Below are 17,383 nucleotides of genomic sequence, written 5' to 3' on the forward strand. Positions count from 1 at the left end.
TTAAATGACCAGATATTGTGTGGATATTGTGTTATAAAGAAACGCCAAAAATAATATGCTCTAATACTTGATATTATCAGATTAGTATGCTAACCAAAAAGAATGGCAATGCAAACAAATAGTAATAACTATCACTATTAATAACTAGAATAATCGTTCTCCTGAATCGTATTGGTGTGCTAAAGTCGATACAAGATTAATCGTTTTATAAAAAAGCATGTATAAAGCGATTGTCTAATGATCACTGGCAAACTGACACAGGTAAGTGATGATTTGCCGTTTTAACCATTTCGAGGTATTCATGTCCACACAACCACTCAACAACCCAAGTACCACTGACGATATCGTTACTGAACAGCAAGAAGGCTTTAGTTGGCGTATCTTTGGCCCAGGTATTTTGATGGCGACCGCTGCAATCGGTGGTTCGCATCTGATTTCATCGACGCAGGCTGGTGCTATATATGGCTGGCAGTTGGCGATTATGATTGTTTTAGCCAACGTTTTTAAATATCCGTTTTTTCGCTTTGCAACCGATTACGTCTATGACACAGGCGAGAGTTTGATTGCAGGCTACGCCAAACGCTCAAAGGTGTATCTTTGGGTATATTTTATCCTCTCCATCTTATCAGCGGTCATCAGTACGGGTGCGGTCTCGCTGATTGCAGCGGTGATTTTGGGCTTTATGCTACCCGCCTCTCTTGAGTTATCGACGATGGTGCTGTCTGTGATCATCGTGGCCGTCTCTTGGTTCTTTTTGATCGCTGGTCATTATAAATTGCTCGATGGTGTGACTAAATGGATTATGATTGCCTTGACGGCAGCTACCGTTGCCGCGGTCGTGATTGCCGCTGGCAAGCCCACGGTTATGGCAGCAGATTTTATTGCTGTGTCTCCTTGGAACCTAGCGACACTCGGTTTCATCGTCGCACTCATGGGCTGGATGCCAGCACCGCTTGAGTTTGCCGCGATTACTTCTATGTGGACCTCTGCCAAAGTAAAAGCCGATCACACCACGCACAAGCAAGGATTGCTCGACTTCAACGTCGGTTATGCCGTTTCAGCGATTCTAGCCTTGTTTTTCTTATCGCTTGGTGTGTTTGTCCAGTATGGTTCAGGGCAAGAGATTGAGCTGGTCGGCGGTGCTTATATCAACCAGTTAATCAATATGTATACAGCAACCATCGGTGAATGGTCACGATTGCTGGTGGCCTTCGTCGCCTTCATGTGTATGTTTGGCACGACAATCACGTGTGCTGATGGCTACGGCCGTGCCAATGCTGAGTGCTGGCGTCTGCTTAAAGGCGAAAGCGAAATCAATAAAAAGCAAATCGCTTTTTGGACGACATACGCTATCGGTGGCGGGTTTGTGATTATTACGTTCTTCACAGGACAATTGGGCGCGATGCTTAAGTTTGCCATGATATCTGCGTTTGTCTCTGCGCCTATCTTTGGTTGGCTCAACTACTCATTGGTTAAGAAACATAAAAAACTGTCCGCCGGTATGAACGCCCTGTCTATCGCAGGCTTGGTATTCTTGGCAGGATTTGCCTTATTGTTCCTAGCCAATTTGGCAGGTTTATTTGCTTAAACTTAGTCTTTTTTAAGCTCATGATAAATGAAGCCCTAATAGCTCAGCTGTTAGGGCTTTTTGGTGGGAAAAGGGCAATTTACAGAGCAATACACCCATTGTAATTGTAACAAAATGTAAAAATACGCCCTGTTAAAATTTGGCGATTTGAGTAATATGAATACTTATTCTAACCAAACGTTAAAAAGTAGATAATGCTATTTGTTTTATAAATATTATTAAATTAACTACAATAAATTATTATAAATAGTAAACAGATATCTATAAGCAAACCTTTGCAGACGTGGATAATTGGGTATAATCAGTGACAACAACAAGATTATTTTCTATCCATACAAGCCCATGAAAGGATACTCACATGACCTCACTCTCAGCAGGTGCACGCTTTCGCAGTGCGCTTAAACAAAAAAACGATAACAACCAGCCACTACAAATTGCAGGCGCGATTAATGCCTATACCGCGATGATGGCGACCCAAGTCGGTCACCAAGCGCTGTATCTCTCTGGCGGCGGTGTGGCAAACGCATCATTTGGTTTGCCTGATCTTGGCATGACCAGCCTTGATAATGTGCTAGAGGACGCGCGCCGTATCACTGATGCCGTTGATACGCCATTATTGGTTGATATCGATACCGGCTTTGGCGGCGCGTTTAACATTGCACAAACCATCAGAAAAATGGAAAAAGCAGGCGTGGCAGCGGTACACATCGAAGACCAAGTCGCGCAAAAGCGCTGTGGTCACCGTCCAAATAAAGAAATCGTTAGTATCTCTGAGATGGTTGATCGCCTAAAGGCGGCACTGGATGCCAAAACGGATCCTGATTTTGTGGTGATGGCTCGTACTGATGCGCTGTCTGTTGAAGGCTTAGACGCTGCTGTTGAACGTGCCGTTGCTTTTCAAGAAGCTGGCGCCGACATGATCTTTGCAGAAGCGCTGACTGATATCGAGATGTATCGTAAATTTACCGATGTACTCGACATTCCTGTCCTCGCCAACATGACCGAGTTTGGTCAGACCGATCTATATACCACTGATCAGTTGTATGGTGTGGGTGTGGATATGGTGCTATATCCACTATCCGCTTTCCGTGCCATGAATAAGGCCGCATTGAACGTTTACCAGCACTTGCTCGATGACGGTACGCAAGAAAAAGTCGTCGATACCATGCAGACGCGCATGGAGCTTTATGATTTCTTAAACTATCACGAGTTTGAGCAAACCTTAGATAAGCTGTTCGCAGACAATAAATAACCATAATAAGCAGTATTTTCACTTAACAATATAAAAAGCTACCCACAAAAGGAATGTAGACATGGCAGCACAGAAAGAACTTTCAGGCGCAGGACTTCGCGGACAAGTTGCTGGTAAGACGGCATTATCGACCGTTGGCAAATCGGGCTCTGGTCTGACCTATCGCGGCTATGACGTATCAGAGCTGGCAGATAAGTGTATTTTTGAAGAAGTGGCGTATTTGCTGCTATATGGCAACTTACCTACGCAAAGCGAACTTGATGCCTATCAAGCTAAGCTCAAAAGCCTTCGCGGCCTACCACAAGCATTAAAAGACGTGCTTGAGCGTATCCCGGCCGACGCACATCCAATGGATGTGCTACGTACTGGCTGCTCTATGCTAGGCAACCTTGAGAGCGAAACGGATTTCGCTCAGCAAAACGATAAAACTGATCGTATGCTGGCAGCTTTCCCATCGATCATTAACTATTGGTATCGCTTTAGCCATGACAATGTGCGTATCGAGACTGATACGGATGATGCCACCATTGGCGGTCATTTCTTGCACTTGCTCAAAGGCGAAAAGCCAAACGAGCTACACGAAAAGGTTATGAACGTCTCGCTTATTCTCTATGCAGAGCATGAGTTTAACGCCTCAACCTTTACTGCGCGTGTGTGTGCATCTACCTTATCTGACATCCACTCTTGTATCACTGGTGCAATCGGTTCACTACGCGGTCCATTGCATGGCGGAGCGAATGAAGCGGCGATGGATATGATTGAAGGCTTTAGCTCACCTGATGAAGCTGAAGAAGAGATGATGGGTATGCTGGCTCGTAAAGACAAAATCATGGGCTTTGGTCATGCGATCTATAGCGAGTCAGATCCACGTAACGTGGTGATTAAAGGCTGGGCTGAGAAGCTAGCTGCGGACGTTGGTGATGAAGTGCTATACCCAGTATCAGTACGCTGTGAAGAAGTCATGTGGCGTGAGAAAAAACTGTTCTGTAATGCTGACTTTTTCCATGCTTCTGCCTATCACTTCATGGGTATCCCAACCAAACTGTTCACGCCAATATTTGTCTGCTCACGTCTGACTGGTTGGGCAGCTCATGTGTTTGAGCAACGTGCCAATAACCGTATCATTCGCCCAAGTGCCGAATATACGGGTGAAGAGCTGCGCCCTGTACCAGATATGAGTGCGCGTTGATTTCATTTATATAAAAGTGCGTAGAGTGTCATTGTTTTGGCGCTCTACAGTCGCTTTTTAAACAAGTTAAAACACAATGATATTTGATAACACTTTTGATATTAAATCAGCATTAAAAAATGCACCCTTTTTACATACTTGGTGGTCTTTCACTAAAGAAAGTACAGATTCCAAGAAAGTTTTTACAGACGAGCTTGAAAGAGAGCTTTATATAGGTCACCCACTGTATGGATTGGAAGTCGAAGTTCTTGCAAACGGTCAAGGGGACGATTATTTATTTAAAATAAAACAGTCAAGCCAAGTCTGTATTGTGCATCTAACTCGCAAACATGCTACTGAAATTCCCCCTTATCCAATAACACAAATATATGAAAGCTTAGATGATTGGTATGAAACAGACTATATCCCCGATTTTTTTGACATATTAGGTGTGCCAAGTGATTTAAGTTTTTTGAACAAAATGTGATTGGTTATGCCATTGGCTTGATTGGGAATAAGGACTTTGAAAACTATCTATATACGCTAGAGCGCACCGCCTGCCAATTAACAGAAGATGAATATCTGACTTTCATTGCTTTAGATTTCAATAATAAATTCGAAGTGCTAATCGCATTTAATCAATGGTTTAGAAAAAAATTTAACGATGCCAGATATGATCTATTAGAAATGAACAAAAGGTTCAACAAGTAACTATAAACTGAATATCTATCTTATTTTTAATAACAACATTTGTATTCCAACCAGCCAACCGCCAAAGGTGACTTATGGACAACGCCCTAGTACAACCCATGAACGATGAATTCAAAAAACCACTTCCCGGTACTGACCTTTATTATTTTGACACCCGCGAAGCTGTCGAGCGTATCGAAGCGGGTGCTTATGACAAACTACCATTTTGCTCAAAAGTATTGTGTGAAAACCTCGTCCGCCGTTGTCCGCCAGAAGATCTGACGGCGGCGCTCACGCAGCATATCGAGGGCAAGCAAGACCTCGATTTTCCATGGCACCCTGCCCGCGTGGTGTGTCATGATATCTTGGGTCAAACGGCTTTTGTTGATTTGGCAGGTTTGCGTGATGCTATCGCTGAGCAAGGCGGTGATCCTTCTAAAGTAAACCCTATCGTGCCAACTCAGCTCATTGTTGACCATTCATTGGCCGTTGAGCACGCAGGCTTTGAAGATGATGCCTTTGAGAAAAACCGCGCGATTGAAGAGCGCCGCAACGATGACCGCTTTCACTTTATCAACTGGTGTCAGTATGCCTTTGACAATGTCAACGTCGTACCACCGGGTAACGGTATCATGCATCAGATTAACCTAGAGAAAATGTCACCTGTCGTACAGGTCGTGCACAATAAAGCGGGTGAAGAAGTCGCGTTTGCCGATACGCTAGTTGGTACGGATAGCCACACGCCGATGGTCGATGCACTAGGTGTGATCTCAATCGGTGTTGGCGGTCTAGAAGCCGAAAGCGTCATGCTAGGTAACCCATCATATATGCGCCTACCTGATTACGTTGGCGTAAAATTAACAGGCAAATTGCAAAAAGGCATCACTGGTACGGACTTGGTACTTGCGATGACTGAGTTCTTACGTGATGCAGGCGTGGTCTCTACTTATATCGAATTCTTCGGTGACGGTGCACGCCAGCTAAGTGTCGGTGACCGCGCCTCTATCTCCAATATGACGCCTGAATATGGTGCAACTGCTGCGATGTTCTATATCGATGAGCAAACTATTGATTATCTACGTCTGACGGGTCGTTCTGAGGAACAGATTAAATTGGTTGAGCAGTATGCCAAGCAAACGGGGCTTTGGGCTGATGGCATGGAAAAAGCCGAATACACCCGCGTGCTTGAGTTTGATTTGTCATCAGTTGGTCGTAATATGGCAGGCCCGTCGCGCCCCCATTCCCGTGTATCTACTGATGATTTGGTGGCCAAAGGCATCGCCCACGCGCCCGATCAAAAGCTGCCTGAACCAAAAGACGGTTTGATGCCGGATGGCGCGGTTATTATCGCTGCTATCACCAGCTGTACCAATACTTCAAACCCACGCAATATGGTTGCCGCAGGTTTGGTTGCCCGTAATGCTAATGCCAAAGGATTACTACGTAAACCTTGGGTGAAGTCATCCTTAGCACCTGGCTCAAAAACGGTCAAAATGTACTTAGAAGAAGCAGGCCTGATGCCAGAATTACAAGAGATTGGCTTTGACGTGGTTGGCTTTGCTTGTACGACCTGTAATGGTATGAGTGGTGCACTTGACCCTGACATCGAGCAAGAAATTATCGACAATGATTTATTTACCACGGCAGTACTATCTGGTAACCGTAATTTTGACGGTCGTATCCATCCGTATGCCAAGCAAGCATTTTTGGCATCGCCGCCACTCGTTATCGCTTATGCCATCGCTGGTAACATTCGCTTTGATATCGAAAAAGACTCATTGGGCAAAGACCAAGATGGCAACGATGTCTATCTAAAAGACATCTGGTTTGATGATGAAGAAGTAGATGCCATTGTTGCTTCTGCCGTGAAGCCTGAGCAGTTCAATGCCGTATATATCCCAATGTTTGATGAAGCCAAGAAGGATACGGGCAAAGCGTTAAGCCCATTGTACGACTGGCGTGAAATGACCACGTACATTCGCCGTCCGCCGTATTGGGAAGGTCAAATGGCAGCGATGAACAAACTAAAAGGTATGCGTCCATTGGCAGTATTGGGTGATAACATCACCACCGATCATATGTCACCGTCGAATGCTATTCTTGGCTCATCAGCAGCTGGCGAGTATCTCGATACCATGGGCTTGCCTGCTGAGGACTATAACTCATACGCGACCCATCGCGGCGACCATTTAACCGCGCAACGTGCGACCTTTGCCAATCCTAAGCTATTGAACGAAATGGTACGCGATGAAGATGGTGAGGTTATCCAAGGCTCATTGGCGCGCGTCGAACCAGAAGGTCAAGTCATGCGTATGTGGGAAGCGATTGAAACCTATATGAACCGTGAGCAGCCGCTGATCATCATCGCAGGTGATGGCTATGGTCAAGGCTCAAGCCGAGATTGGGCTGCCAAAGGTGTGCGTCTCGCTGGCGTAGAAGCCGTCGTCGCCGAGGACTTTGAGCGTATTCATCGTCAAAATTTAGTTGGTATGGGTGCTCTACCTTTACAGTTTGAGGAGGGCACGACTCGCCATACGCTAAATATCGATGGCACAGAAACCTTTGATGTTACAGGTGAAGTCTCGGCTGGCGGGTTGATGACTTTAGTGATTCATCGTACTGATGGTAGTACCACTGAGACGCCTATTATCTGCCGCTTAGATACGGCTGATGAAGTAAAAATGTACAATGCTGGCGGTATGCTACAGCGTTTTGCTAAAGAGTTTATTGAAGGTACGTTGGATATTGTCTAAGAGTCTCTTGTAGGTTTTAGCATGATAAATAGAAAAGTATAACAGTCGCCGATGTTGTATAACCTTATATGACGTCGGCTTTTATTTGCTTTTGCGTTCTATACACTGAGTTTTGTGACTTACTCCTAAGTACTAGATAGCAGCTAAATATTGAGTTTACTTAATCAATAGCGTAACATGTACTATATATTGTACAAGTCATGAAGCGTATTATGAAAGGAGCAAACCATGAGAGTCGTTAGTTTTTCAGAAGCCAGAAAGCACCTAAAATCCGTCTTAGATACGGTAAACGATGATGCCAATGCCACTATCGTAACCCGCCGTGACGCTGATGATGCCGTTGTGATGTCGCTTGATTATTACAATAGTCTGATGGAAACCGTCTATCTATTAAAATCTCCTGCCAATGCGGCGCACTTAGCGGACTCTATTGCCCAATATAAAGCTGGCAAGACCGTGACGCGCGAGTTAATTGATACGGCAGAAGATAATGATATCAACGCTGAGAATGCTTGAACTCAAAGGCTTTAATCAATCCAAAGGGTCTAATAATGAGTGAACAACTAGCATGGACAGATGCTGCGTGGAAAGACTATCTGTATTGGCAAACGCAAGATAAAAAAACACTCAAACGTATTAATAAACTCATCACCGAATGTAAGCGTAATCCGTTTGAAGGCATTGGCAAACCTGAACCCCTAAAAGAAAACCTATCTGGATTTTGGTCAAGACGTATCGACGACGCCAATCGGTTGGTATATGCCGTCGATGATAACTATCTTACGATTATCTCTTGTCGCTATCATTATTAATGAGCGTTCTTAGTCGTTCGTGTTTACTTGCTGATGACGCCATACCCAATCTTATAACAATATAAAAAGGACTTAATACAGTGGCCCAAACCAATACTAAATCAAAAACCCCTTTCGCCCCGCAACTATCTGTCCCCGCAACCTATATGCGCGGCGGTACCTCAAAAGGCACGTTCTTTAAACTATCTGATTTGCCTGAGCGTTGCCAAGTCGCTGGCGAGGCGCGGGATAACTTCTTATTGCGCGTCGTCGGCAGCCCAGATCCTTATGGCAAGCAAATCGATGGTCTCGGCAATGGTAGCTCCAGCACCTCAAAGACGGTTATCTTATCCGAATCAGATAGACCTGATCATGATGTGAATTATCTGTTTGGACAAGTTAATATCGCCAAGCCTATGATTGATTGGGCGGGAAACTGTGGCAATTTAACCGCAGCGGTTGGTGCCTGTGCCATAAATATGGGTTTGGTTGATGCCGACAAGATTGCTAATAGCATTGATGACAATCAAGATAGTGGCATTTGTGAAGTACGCATTTGGCAAGAGAATATTGGTAAGACGATTATTGCTCATGTGCCTGTATATAAAGATACAAACGACAAAGTACAGGTTCAAGAAACGGGCGATTTTGAATTAGATGGCGTCACCTTCCCAGCAGCTGAAGTCAAAATTGAGTTTATTGATCCGGTTGATGCCACAAGCGATATGTTCCCTACTGGCAACTTGGACGATGATTTTGATGTGACGGGTTGTGGCCTTGATACTAATAGCGTCAAAGCGACCTTTATTAGCGCGGGCATACCGACTATCTTTATGAACGCAGAAGATTTAGGCTTTACCGGTACTGAGTTGCAAGGTGACATCAACAGCGACAGCGATCTACTTGCTACCCTTGAAAAACTCCGTGCCAAAGGCGGTGTGGCGATGGGAGTGTTTAAAGATGTCTCTGAGGCGCAAACCAGCCAACACATTCCTAAAATCGCTTGGGTTGGCGCAGCAAAAAGTTACACGGCGTCGAGTGGTAAGTCAGTCGATGCAGGCGAGATTGATCTAGTCGTACGTGCCATGAGTATGGGGCAATTGCATCATGCCATGATGGGGACGGCAGCGGTCGCGATTGCTGCTGCCGCGACCACGCAAGGTACGCTTGTTAACGAGGCTGCTGGCGGTGGCGAGCTTAATGAGGTACGTTTTGGTCATCCATCAGGGACATTACTCGTCGGTGGTAAGACTGAACAGGTCGATGGACGCTGGCAAGCCAAAAAAGTGTCGATGAGTCGCTCAGCAAGGCGTATCATGGTCGGTGAGGTTTTTGTGCCTGCAGATGCGTTTTAAGCATAGTCATGGCTTTATTTTAATTTTTGATAGAGTGTCATGCCAACATCTCCCCAACCCCGCCGTGTGCAATTAGACAAAAAACCGCCAGTCGAGAAAAAAGAACGGCGGGCGCTACTATGGGACATTCTCAAAAAACTGGCTGTATTTGCCGCGCCCTACCGCTTACTAATCATTGCTACCTTAGCGCTGACTGCTCTAGGCTCCTTTACCGCGCAGGTCAATGCGTTTGTACTACGTTATACCGTCGATACCTTGACCGAAATTGCCACGCTTGCCGAACCGTGGCAGGCAGGTCTGCGTATGTTAGGCATTATTAGCGCTGTCCTCCTGACCAAAGAGATACTGTCTATATTTATCTCTTTTGGTCAGCGTTTTTTTGGTGAAAAAATACGCATCAACTTGTCGCGCGACTTGTCTCAAAAGATCATTGAGCGCATTCTTACTTATCGCATGGCATTTTATACCAGTAGTGAAAATGATAGTGGCAAATTGCAAACCCGTATTGATTATGGGGTCAGCAGTCTCACGAGCCTCGTACAAAACTTCTTTATCGATATGCTGCCACTATTTGCCAATGCGATCGTGGCGCTTATCATCATGTTTTCGACCAATTTTTGGGTCGGCATGGTTGGTCTTGTCATCATACCCATTTACTTTTTTATCAGCCAAAAACAAGCCAAGCGTCTGCAGGGTTTTCGTCGGCAGATGCGCGGGTTTCGCGAGGCCAAAAGCGGTTTGGTAATCTCTTTGATCAATTCGATCAGCGTGGTGAAATCCTTTGTTCGTGAATCTATCGAAGCTGAGAAGCATTTAACTATTCAAAAGGAAATGACCGATAATCAGCTGCGTATTCGTAGTATTGGCTTTATTTATGATGCCATCAAAACCTTTATTGAGCAGATTGGCGTCGTGGTTATTATCCTTCTCACGGCTTATTTTGTGCTACAAGGTGAGATGACCATTGGTATGATTTTGTTTCATGTCATGCTGTTTCAAAACGTCGCCGCCCCTATCCGACAGCTGCATCGCATCTACGACCAAATTAATAATGCATTGACCTATGCCGAAGGGTTTTTTGATATCTTAGAAGATGATAAACAAGTTGAAAATATTGCTGGTATCAGTAGCGACAACCTAAAGGGTCATATCGAGCTTAAAAATGTCGATTTCACCTATCCTAATGGTACGCAAGCGCTCAAAGACGTCAGCTTTACCATCAAGCCCAACCGTATCACGGCACTAGTCGGTCTCTCTGGAGCCGGTAAAAGCACGATTATCAATCTATTGGTCAAATTTTATGCGCCAGACGCTGGCACGATCTGCCTAGATGGTCATGATTTGGCTGATTGTGATACCCACGAGTTGCGTCAGCGCATTGGCTTGGTACTACAAAGCAATCATATTTTTTCAGGGACAATCAGTGAAAATATCCGCTATGGCGATATGAATGCTAGCATTGATGACATCATTGGAGCGGCAAAAAAAGCCTCTATACATGAACAAATCATCGCCTTGACAGACGGTTACGAGAGTACCGCCAAGTCCCTATCAGGCGGGCAGCAGCAGCGGATTGCACTGGCAAGGATGTTTTTAAAAGATCCACCAATTGTGTTTTTGGACGAGCCGACCGCCAGTCTCGATGCCATCGCCAGTCAACAGGTCAAAAAAAGCCTCGATCTGATCAAAAAAGACCGTACCGTCATCATGGTCTCGCACAATATTGCTCAAATCATTGATGCCGACGATCTTGTGGTGATAGAAAATGGCGAAGTGGTTGAGACAGGTACCCATGAGGTACTTTATGCCCAACGCGGCAAATACTTTGAGATCTTTAGCGCCATGTCGGATAGCTTAAATTTAGACAAAATCAGCCAAACCCTAAATGGTTAGGCATGGTGAATGACTGCCTAAATCGTTATAATGCCCCTATTTTACCGCTTATCGCTAGAAGCTAGATATTATGAATTGTGAATTTTCTATCAAAACCTTTGACGAGCTAACCTCAGTTGACCTTTACCATATCCTAAAGGCGCGCTCGCAAGTGTTTGTCGTCGAACAAAACTGTGCTTATCAAGATATGGATGAAGTGGATTTTGATTGCTTGCATTTGATTGCCCATCAAAATGCAGCATTGGTCGGATATTGCCGTATCATTCCACCTGAATTCAATAAGCTAAAATCCAATCTATCGATCGCTGATCCTGCGATCAAGACCAACCACACTGCCATGCCTGCTATTGGTAGAGTGCTTGTGCTATCAGAGCACAGAGGTGACGGCCTAGCACGCCAAATAATGACTCAGGCTATCACTCATTGCCGAAAAAAGTACGGTAAAAAGCGTCCGATTATTATCTCGGCGCAAGTGTATTTGCTGAGCTTTTATGAGTCTTTGGGTTTTGTACCTGAAGGTGAGCATTATCTTGAAGATAATATTGAGCACGTGAAGATGGTGCTATACGTTGCTAAGAAAAACAAAGTAAGAAAAGAAAGTGTGGATACTGCATCAACCACAACCAAAATTTTGAGTTTTCTGCTGTTTATTATAGCGGCGCTGTTCATTTTAGGCTTGTTGTATTTGATGATTTAAACGGCCTACAAAGTTTTACTTCTTAACATAATTCAGTCTGGTTGTTCCATATTGAGTGTGCTACTTTTGAAAGATAACCGCTTTAAAAGGATGACTGCGAGCATGCGTCAAAAAAGCGAAAAGTTAGCACACTCAAGGAAGAGGAAACAACCATGTCAAATACCAGTTCAGATACAGCCCACTCAAATACGAATGAGGCAACGGTAGAGAGCAATATTCGTCCAGAATATGACGATGAAATCCAAAAAATCGCCGATTATGTGCTCAATTACTCAATAGACAACGAGTCATCAAACCCCACTGATGCGTGGAATACAGCGCGCCACTGTCTCATGGATACCATCGGCTGTGGACTACTGGCACTGCGCTTCCCTGAGTGTACCAAGCACTTGGGGCCTGATTGCCCCGATCAAATAACGCCGTATGGCGCTCGCGTTCCTGGCACGTCCTATAGACTAGACCCCATCAAAGCCGCTTTTGACATCGGCTGTATGGTGCGCTGGCTTGACTATAATGATACGTGGCTCGCTGCTGAATGGGGTCATCCGTCTGATAACTTGGGCGGCATCTTGGCGGTCGCCGACTATATCAGTCAAAAAAACATCAGCCAAGGGCAAACTCCGCTTACGATGAAAACCGTGCTCGAGGCGATGATCATGGCGCATGAGATTCAAGGTGTGATGGCACTCGAAAACTCATTCAACCGTGTGGGTCTTGATCATGTGTTTTTGGTCAAATTGGCCTCAACTGCGGTGGTCGCCAAACTCTATCAGCTGCCACGCGAGCGCATCATGGCAGCTATCTCACAAGCCATCGTTGATGGTCAGGCACTGCGCACCTATCGTCACGCACCCAATGCTGGCAGTCGCAAATCATGGGCGGCAGGTGATGCAACCAGTCGAGCGGTACGTCTGGTAGATATCACAGCACGTGGTGAAATGGGTATCCCTGGCGCATTAACTGCACCGCAGTGGGGATTCTATGATGTGCTGTTTAGCCATACCAATAAAGATTTCGCCACAAAGCCTGAAGACGATCGTCGCTTTAAATTCCAGCGAGATTTTGGTAGTTATGTGATGGAAAACATCTTATTTAAAATAAGCTTTCCTGCTGAGTTTCATGCCCAGACTGCTTGTGAAGCGGCGGTTATTTTGCACCCACATGTGAAAGGTCGAATTGATGATATTGAAAAAATTGTCCTAACCACCCATGATTCAGCGATTCGCATCATCTCAAAGGAAGGCGCGCTTGCCAATCCCGCCGATCGAGATCACTGCTTACAATATATGGTGGCTGTTCCCTTATTGACAGGCGATCTGATGGCGGAGAACTATGAAGATGATTATCACGAAGAGCATTTATCAATCGATGAGCTACGCGAAAAAATGGTAGTAGAAGAAAACGCGCAGTATTCAAAAGACTACCATGACCCCAGTAAGCGCTCTATTGCCAATGCTATTCAGGTATTCTTTACAGATGGCAGTAGCACAGAAAAAGTCGCCATCGAGTATCCTATCGGTCATAAACGCCGCCGTGCCGAAGGCATTCCCATACTTGAGGCAAAGTTCCGTGCCAGTCTGGCCACCCGATTTATCGACAGTCGTTGTCAGCAGATCATCGAGCTGTGTGACGATCAAGAAAAATTGGAGCAAATGCCAGTGAACGAGTTTATGGACTTATTTATGGCTTATTAACGTCTCAGTGACTAATGTCTCATTCTGTTGATATATTTATTACCACGGTATCGACTCTCCAGCCCAATCGACAAAACTGCCTGATTGGGCAGCCGTCATCCCTGATAGCACTTCCAATAAACATTCAGCGCTATACGCTGGCGAGAATAGATGCCCTTCAGCGACATTGCCTTGAAACGGCGCGGACAATTGGGTATTCACTGTGCCCGGTTGCATAACCACCACGCACACGTCTTTGAGTGATCGGCCCCATTCTATACTCAAATTTTTCATCCCCATATTAAGCGCCGCCTTACTCATTCTATAGCTATACCAACCGCCGAGCTGATTGTCAGTAATACTGCCAACACGGGCTGATATGGTCGCAAAAATCGCTGGATTCTCAGCGCTGCGTTCAGCTTTGGCGAATAATGGCTTAATGTGCTTGGCTATGAGCAAACTGGCGAGTGCATTGATTTGCATGTTCTGTAAAAAAAACTCGCTGTCAATTTGGCGCAATGCCTTTTCTGGCTGCGCAGTCTTGGTATGCAATAATCCCACGCAGTTGATGACCCAATCGACATGACCAACTGTCTGCTTGATGCTGTCGGCCGCTTTTTTGATACTGTCTTCATCACTGATATTCATGGGCAACCAGTGCAGGTTTTCTGCTTCAAAGTTCGGCTCACTGCGATGATAAGTAGCGAATACTCGTAAGCTGCGACTTTCATCAGATGAGCCGTCAGTTTGATTAACAGCTGTCTGCTGTACCAGTTGCTTGACCATAGCCTGACCAATACCGCCCGTTCCGCCGATGATAAGATAGGTTTTATTATTCATATGCCACCTTCCCTTTTTTATAAGTGTTGGTTTGTTTATTCATTTTGGCTGATTTTACGAGCGTTTGCTATGATAAAAATAATAGACATTATTCTCATTCTATATACGCTACAATAATTTTTAGCGATTAAACCCGCGTTTTTTGCTTTCCATTACTTATATTGACGTTCTTATACGGATATCAGCGCCTTATGCTATCACCCCAAGACCAACTGACCGAGCTGGTACGTGCCTTAGAGACCGATCAGCACGTCTTTGCCACTGACCCGTTACTAATCACGGAAAAGCTACAGAGCGAGGATGGCACGCCTATCCAAAAGCTGCATCGACGGGCCTCACGCATCGATAGCAATGGTGCACTTGCGCGAGTACTGGGCAAAATAGACGGTCGCATCAAAGGTATCATGATCGTCATGAGCGTGGTGTGGTGTATCTCAGGATTTTTGGGGCTGTTCACGCTATTGCAGTCCAATGTGGTGAACTTCTTTTATGTATTGGTCTGCTTGCTTGGTTTTCATACCATTATGCTTGGTGGCTGGCTGATGATGACCCTTATCAATCGAGACCAGCAATCGCCCAGTTGGTTTGCCAGCTTTGTCAGTCCCAGCTATCTCATACGTGGTAAAGACGATGTGACCAAGGCGGCGGTCGCTCTGTATGAGCGCCAATTACAGCACAGCGGTATGCGTTGGTATTTGGGACGGTTTAGTCATCAGTTGTGGCTCGCGACATTGACCGGTATGCTACTTGCCATTATATTTTTATTGATCGTACGTCAGTATAGCTTTAGCTGGGAGTCGACCCTACTCTCTGATCAGGCGCTTGTGAGCTTAACGCAAATACTCGGCTGGCTACCAAGCATGGTTGGTTTTGATGTGCCGGATAGTACAGCGATTGCACAAAGCAGGTTGGTCACAGAAGCGATGCCACTGTCTGTCGCGCGGCAGTGGGCAGGATTGCTAGTCGGTAGCTTGCTGATGTACGGTATTGTCCCGCGTGCGATAGCGTGGGTATTTTGTGCCTTGATGTTCCGCCGCAAAAAGATGCGGTTAGATATTAAGCAACCGTATTACCAAAAGATAATAAATTTTTGGCAGCGCCATGTGGTTGATGCCGATGACTTTACGGAAGCACCCGTACCTATCGCACCAAAGGCGACCGTTAGCGCCGGTAAGAAACTGGTCGCCCTGCTTGAATATCCTTCAAATCAGGATAAATGGTGGCAGTCAGGGTTGACTAATGACCGTCATGATTTTTCAGAATCAAGTGAGATTGAGAATTTTGGTATCGTCGATGATCGTGAGGACATGGCACGGCTAAAAAACTACTTAGACGACCATCCTGTGCAAGTGTTATTGGGGATTCATAGCAAAGCACTGCCTGATCGCGGCACGCTACGCAAACTTGATCAAATCGCCGCTCATGCAAAAGATGGACTTATTGTACAGCTGCTTAGTGATGCTGATTTGACACTTGACGATGAATCAGTAGACAAGCAAGCTGTACGCTATCAGCAGTGGCAAACAGCGCTCTCTGCGCGCAAAATTGGATTGGTGGATATTAATTCTTAAAATTTTTGAATGCGATATTTAATAAAAATTATTTTTATAAAAAGGATAAAATAAATCAGTAATATAGAAAAACGGCTATCTCTTGGATAACAAGGATGTTTTATAGTGGCTAGGAGCCAGATATGTCAACAGATAACACCCTCTTAACATCAGGTGAGTATGGTCAGCTATTGGATGGGTACAAAGAGGCGCTAAACCAAAGTATCTTGATGGCTGTGCCAGAGTCATGGCAGCCAATGCTGGTAAATGTCTTACCTGCCCACTGGCAAGAATGGCTGTTACCGCTGGCTGGTGGCCCATTTTTCTTACTGTTTTTAGCAGAGTGGTTTTACCAGTCCAAGCGTGGGAAAAATGAAAGCTTTAGCTGGCGCCGTGGGATGACTAATTTTAGCTTGGGCGGCTCTTATCTCGGGTTTGAATTGATTGTCCAAGCACTTATTGTGCTGCCTATTTGCCTGTGGTTATATCAATACCGACTATTTACCATCGAAGTTAACTGGCTCACCGCCATACCCATATTTGTCGCGGTTGAATTCAGCTATTACTGGTTCCATCGCGCATCACACCGTATGAATTGGTTTTGGTCAGCGCATGTCGTGCACCACTCAGATGATAAGATGAATCTATCCACTGCGATGCGTCAAAGCCTGCTGTACTCGGTGACAGGTTGGTGGTTGTTCTTTGTTCCATTAATGCTACTGGGTGTGCATCCTGTCTGGGTATTTTTCTTTTATGCCTTAGATTTGATTTACCAGTTCTTTATCCATACCGAGACGGTGGGGAAATTTCCAGAATGGGTTGAGTATATCTTTGACACCCCATCCAACCACCGCGCCCATCATGGTACCAATAGTGAATATATTGACCAAAATTATGGCGGTGTTCTCATTATTTTTGATCGCTGGTTTGGCACTTACGTAGAAGAAGACACCGTCAATAACCCCGTCAAATATGGGGCTGTTGGTGAGATCAGTCACGATAATATTATTGGTCTGATATTTGGGGTGTTTTACCGAATGTGGCAACGGTTTTTTCGTGCTAAGGGCATTAGGAAAAAAATTAAGGTACTGCTGCGCCCACCTACGGCAATCTCATAGCGTATCATGGATACA

15 protein-coding genes are annotated in these 17,383 nt (G+C 45.2%); 14 read left to right on the forward strand and 1 reads right to left on the reverse strand.

Annotated elements, in window-relative coordinates; genetic code table 11:
* The first annotated feature begins 400 nt into the window (after nucleotides 1–400).
* From I3255_RS07770 to I3255_RS07825, 12 genes are all read left to right on the forward strand, one after another.
* The gene (locus I3255_RS07770; protein WP_238038421.1) at nucleotides 401–1,588 is read left to right on the forward strand and encodes a divalent metal cation transporter; all 1,188 of its coding nucleotides are present in this window, start codon (nucleotides 401–403) and stop codon (nucleotides 1,586–1,588) included.
* A gap of 358 nt (nucleotides 1,589–1,946) precedes the next feature.
* Nucleotides 1,947–2,840: a methylisocitrate lyase gene (gene prpB / locus I3255_RS07775; RefSeq protein ID WP_201599353.1), complete on the forward strand. Its 894-nt coding sequence runs from the start codon at nucleotides 1,947–1,949 to the stop codon at nucleotides 2,838–2,840.
* Nucleotides 2,841–2,901: 61 nt separating this feature from the next.
* Complete coding sequence (gene prpC, locus I3255_RS07780; RefSeq protein ID WP_238038313.1) at nucleotides 2,902–4,029, forward strand: 2-methylcitrate synthase; 1,128 nt, start codon at nucleotides 2,902–2,904, stop codon at nucleotides 4,027–4,029.
* Nucleotides 4,030–4,105: 76 nt separating this feature from the next.
* On the forward strand, nucleotides 4,106–4,495 hold the full coding sequence (locus I3255_RS07785) for a hypothetical protein (RefSeq protein ID WP_238038314.1): 390 nt from the start codon (nucleotides 4,106–4,108) through the stop codon (nucleotides 4,493–4,495).
* A complete protein-coding gene (locus tag I3255_RS07790; protein WP_238038315.1) occupies nucleotides 4,492–4,719 on the forward strand; it encodes a hypothetical protein in 228 nt (75 codons plus the stop codon). Before I3255_RS07785 ends, I3255_RS07790 begins: the two co-directional genes overlap by 4 nt.
* Before the next feature lie 74 nt (nucleotides 4,720–4,793).
* The gene (acnD, locus tag I3255_RS07795) at nucleotides 4,794–7,451 is read left to right on the forward strand and encodes a Fe/S-dependent 2-methylisocitrate dehydratase AcnD (RefSeq protein WP_238038316.1); all 2,658 of its coding nucleotides are present in this window, start codon (nucleotides 4,794–4,796) and stop codon (nucleotides 7,449–7,451) included.
* 228 nt (nucleotides 7,452–7,679) lie between these two features.
* Nucleotides 7,680–7,967: a type II toxin-antitoxin system prevent-host-death family antitoxin gene (locus I3255_RS07800; RefSeq protein ID WP_238038317.1), complete on the forward strand. Its 288-nt coding sequence runs from the start codon at nucleotides 7,680–7,682 to the stop codon at nucleotides 7,965–7,967.
* 35 nt (nucleotides 7,968–8,002) lie between these two features.
* Complete coding sequence (locus tag I3255_RS07805; protein WP_037025847.1) at nucleotides 8,003–8,263, forward strand: Txe/YoeB family addiction module toxin; 261 nt, start codon at nucleotides 8,003–8,005, stop codon at nucleotides 8,261–8,263.
* An 80-nt stretch (nucleotides 8,264–8,343) separates the two neighbouring features.
* Nucleotides 8,344–9,597 carry a 2-methylaconitate cis-trans isomerase PrpF gene (gene prpF, locus I3255_RS07810; RefSeq protein ID WP_346268621.1) on the forward strand — a complete coding sequence of 418 codons (1,254 nt, stop codon included), beginning with the start codon at nucleotides 8,344–8,346 and terminating at the stop codon, nucleotides 9,595–9,597.
* Nucleotides 9,598–9,636: 39 nt separating this feature from the next.
* The gene (locus I3255_RS07815) at nucleotides 9,637–11,490 is read left to right on the forward strand and encodes an ABC transporter ATP-binding protein (protein ID WP_238038318.1); all 1,854 of its coding nucleotides are present in this window, start codon (nucleotides 9,637–9,639) and stop codon (nucleotides 11,488–11,490) included.
* Nucleotides 11,491–11,560: 70 nt separating this feature from the next.
* Complete coding sequence (locus tag I3255_RS07820; protein ID WP_238038319.1) at nucleotides 11,561–12,187, forward strand: GNAT family N-acetyltransferase; 627 nt, start codon at nucleotides 11,561–11,563, stop codon at nucleotides 12,185–12,187.
* Nucleotides 12,188–12,339: 152 nt separating this feature from the next.
* Nucleotides 12,340–13,881 carry a bifunctional 2-methylcitrate dehydratase/aconitate hydratase gene (locus I3255_RS07825; protein ID WP_238038320.1) on the forward strand — a complete coding sequence of 514 codons (1,542 nt, stop codon included), beginning with the start codon at nucleotides 12,340–12,342 and terminating at the stop codon, nucleotides 13,879–13,881.
* 39 nt (nucleotides 13,882–13,920) lie between these two features.
* On the opposite strand, the gene I3255_RS07830 is transcribed toward I3255_RS07825, so the two are convergent.
* Nucleotides 13,921–14,700, reverse strand: coding sequence for an SDR family oxidoreductase (locus tag I3255_RS07830; RefSeq protein ID WP_238038321.1), 780 nt, complete (start codon nucleotides 14,698–14,700; stop codon nucleotides 13,921–13,923).
* 191 nt (nucleotides 14,701–14,891) lie between these two features.
* Between I3255_RS07830 and I3255_RS07835 the strand changes: the two genes are divergently transcribed.
* Both I3255_RS07835 and I3255_RS07840 read left to right on the forward strand, forming a co-directional pair.
* Nucleotides 14,892–16,271 (forward strand): DUF2868 domain-containing protein, encoded by a 1,380-nt coding sequence (locus tag I3255_RS07835; RefSeq protein WP_238038322.1) that lies wholly within the window; start codon nucleotides 14,892–14,894, stop codon nucleotides 16,269–16,271.
* A 122-nt stretch (nucleotides 16,272–16,393) separates the two neighbouring features.
* On the forward strand, nucleotides 16,394–17,368 hold the full coding sequence (locus tag I3255_RS07840; RefSeq protein ID WP_238038323.1) for a sterol desaturase family protein: 975 nt from the start codon (nucleotides 16,394–16,396) through the stop codon (nucleotides 17,366–17,368).
* Nucleotides 17,369–17,383 lie beyond the last annotated feature (15 nt).

This window comes from Psychrobacter sp. Ps6 (assembly GCF_022129235.1).
In the GTDB taxonomy this organism is placed as follows: domain Bacteria; phylum Pseudomonadota; class Gammaproteobacteria; order Pseudomonadales; family Moraxellaceae; genus Psychrobacter.

What these genes read in the sequence shown, in the direction of transcription:
- I3255_RS07770 (WP_238038421.1), top strand. Translation starts at nt 401, where the DNA reads ATGGCGACCGCTGCAATCGGTGGTTCGCATCTGATTTCATCGACGCAG.
- prpB (WP_201599353.1), top strand. Translation starts at nt 1,947, where the DNA reads ATGACCTCACTCTCAGCAGGTGCACGCTTTCGCAGTGCGCTTAAACAA.
- prpC (WP_238038313.1), top strand. Translation starts at nt 2,902, where the DNA reads ATGGCAGCACAGAAAGAACTTTCAGGCGCAGGACTTCGCGGACAAGTT.
- I3255_RS07785 (WP_238038314.1), top strand. Translation starts at nt 4,106, where the DNA reads ATGATATTTGATAACACTTTTGATATTAAATCAGCATTAAAAAATGCA.
- acnD (WP_238038316.1), top strand. Translation starts at nt 4,794, where the DNA reads ATGGACAACGCCCTAGTACAACCCATGAACGATGAATTCAAAAAACCA.
- I3255_RS07800 (WP_238038317.1), top strand. Translation starts at nt 7,680, where the DNA reads ATGAGAGTCGTTAGTTTTTCAGAAGCCAGAAAGCACCTAAAATCCGTC.
- I3255_RS07805 (WP_037025847.1), top strand. Translation starts at nt 8,003, where the DNA reads ATGAGTGAACAACTAGCATGGACAGATGCTGCGTGGAAAGACTATCTG.
- I3255_RS07815 (WP_238038318.1), top strand. Translation starts at nt 9,637, where the DNA reads ATGCCAACATCTCCCCAACCCCGCCGTGTGCAATTAGACAAAAAACCG.
- I3255_RS07820 (WP_238038319.1), top strand. Translation starts at nt 11,561, where the DNA reads ATGAATTGTGAATTTTCTATCAAAACCTTTGACGAGCTAACCTCAGTT.
- I3255_RS07825 (WP_238038320.1), top strand. Translation starts at nt 12,340, where the DNA reads ATGTCAAATACCAGTTCAGATACAGCCCACTCAAATACGAATGAGGCA.
- I3255_RS07830 (WP_238038321.1), bottom strand. Translation starts at nt 14,700, where the DNA reads ATGAATAATAAAACCTATCTTATCATCGGCGGAACGGGCGGTATTGGT.
- I3255_RS07835 (WP_238038322.1), top strand. Translation starts at nt 14,892, where the DNA reads ATGCTATCACCCCAAGACCAACTGACCGAGCTGGTACGTGCCTTAGAG.
- I3255_RS07840 (WP_238038323.1), top strand. Translation starts at nt 16,394, where the DNA reads ATGTCAACAGATAACACCCTCTTAACATCAGGTGAGTATGGTCAGCTA.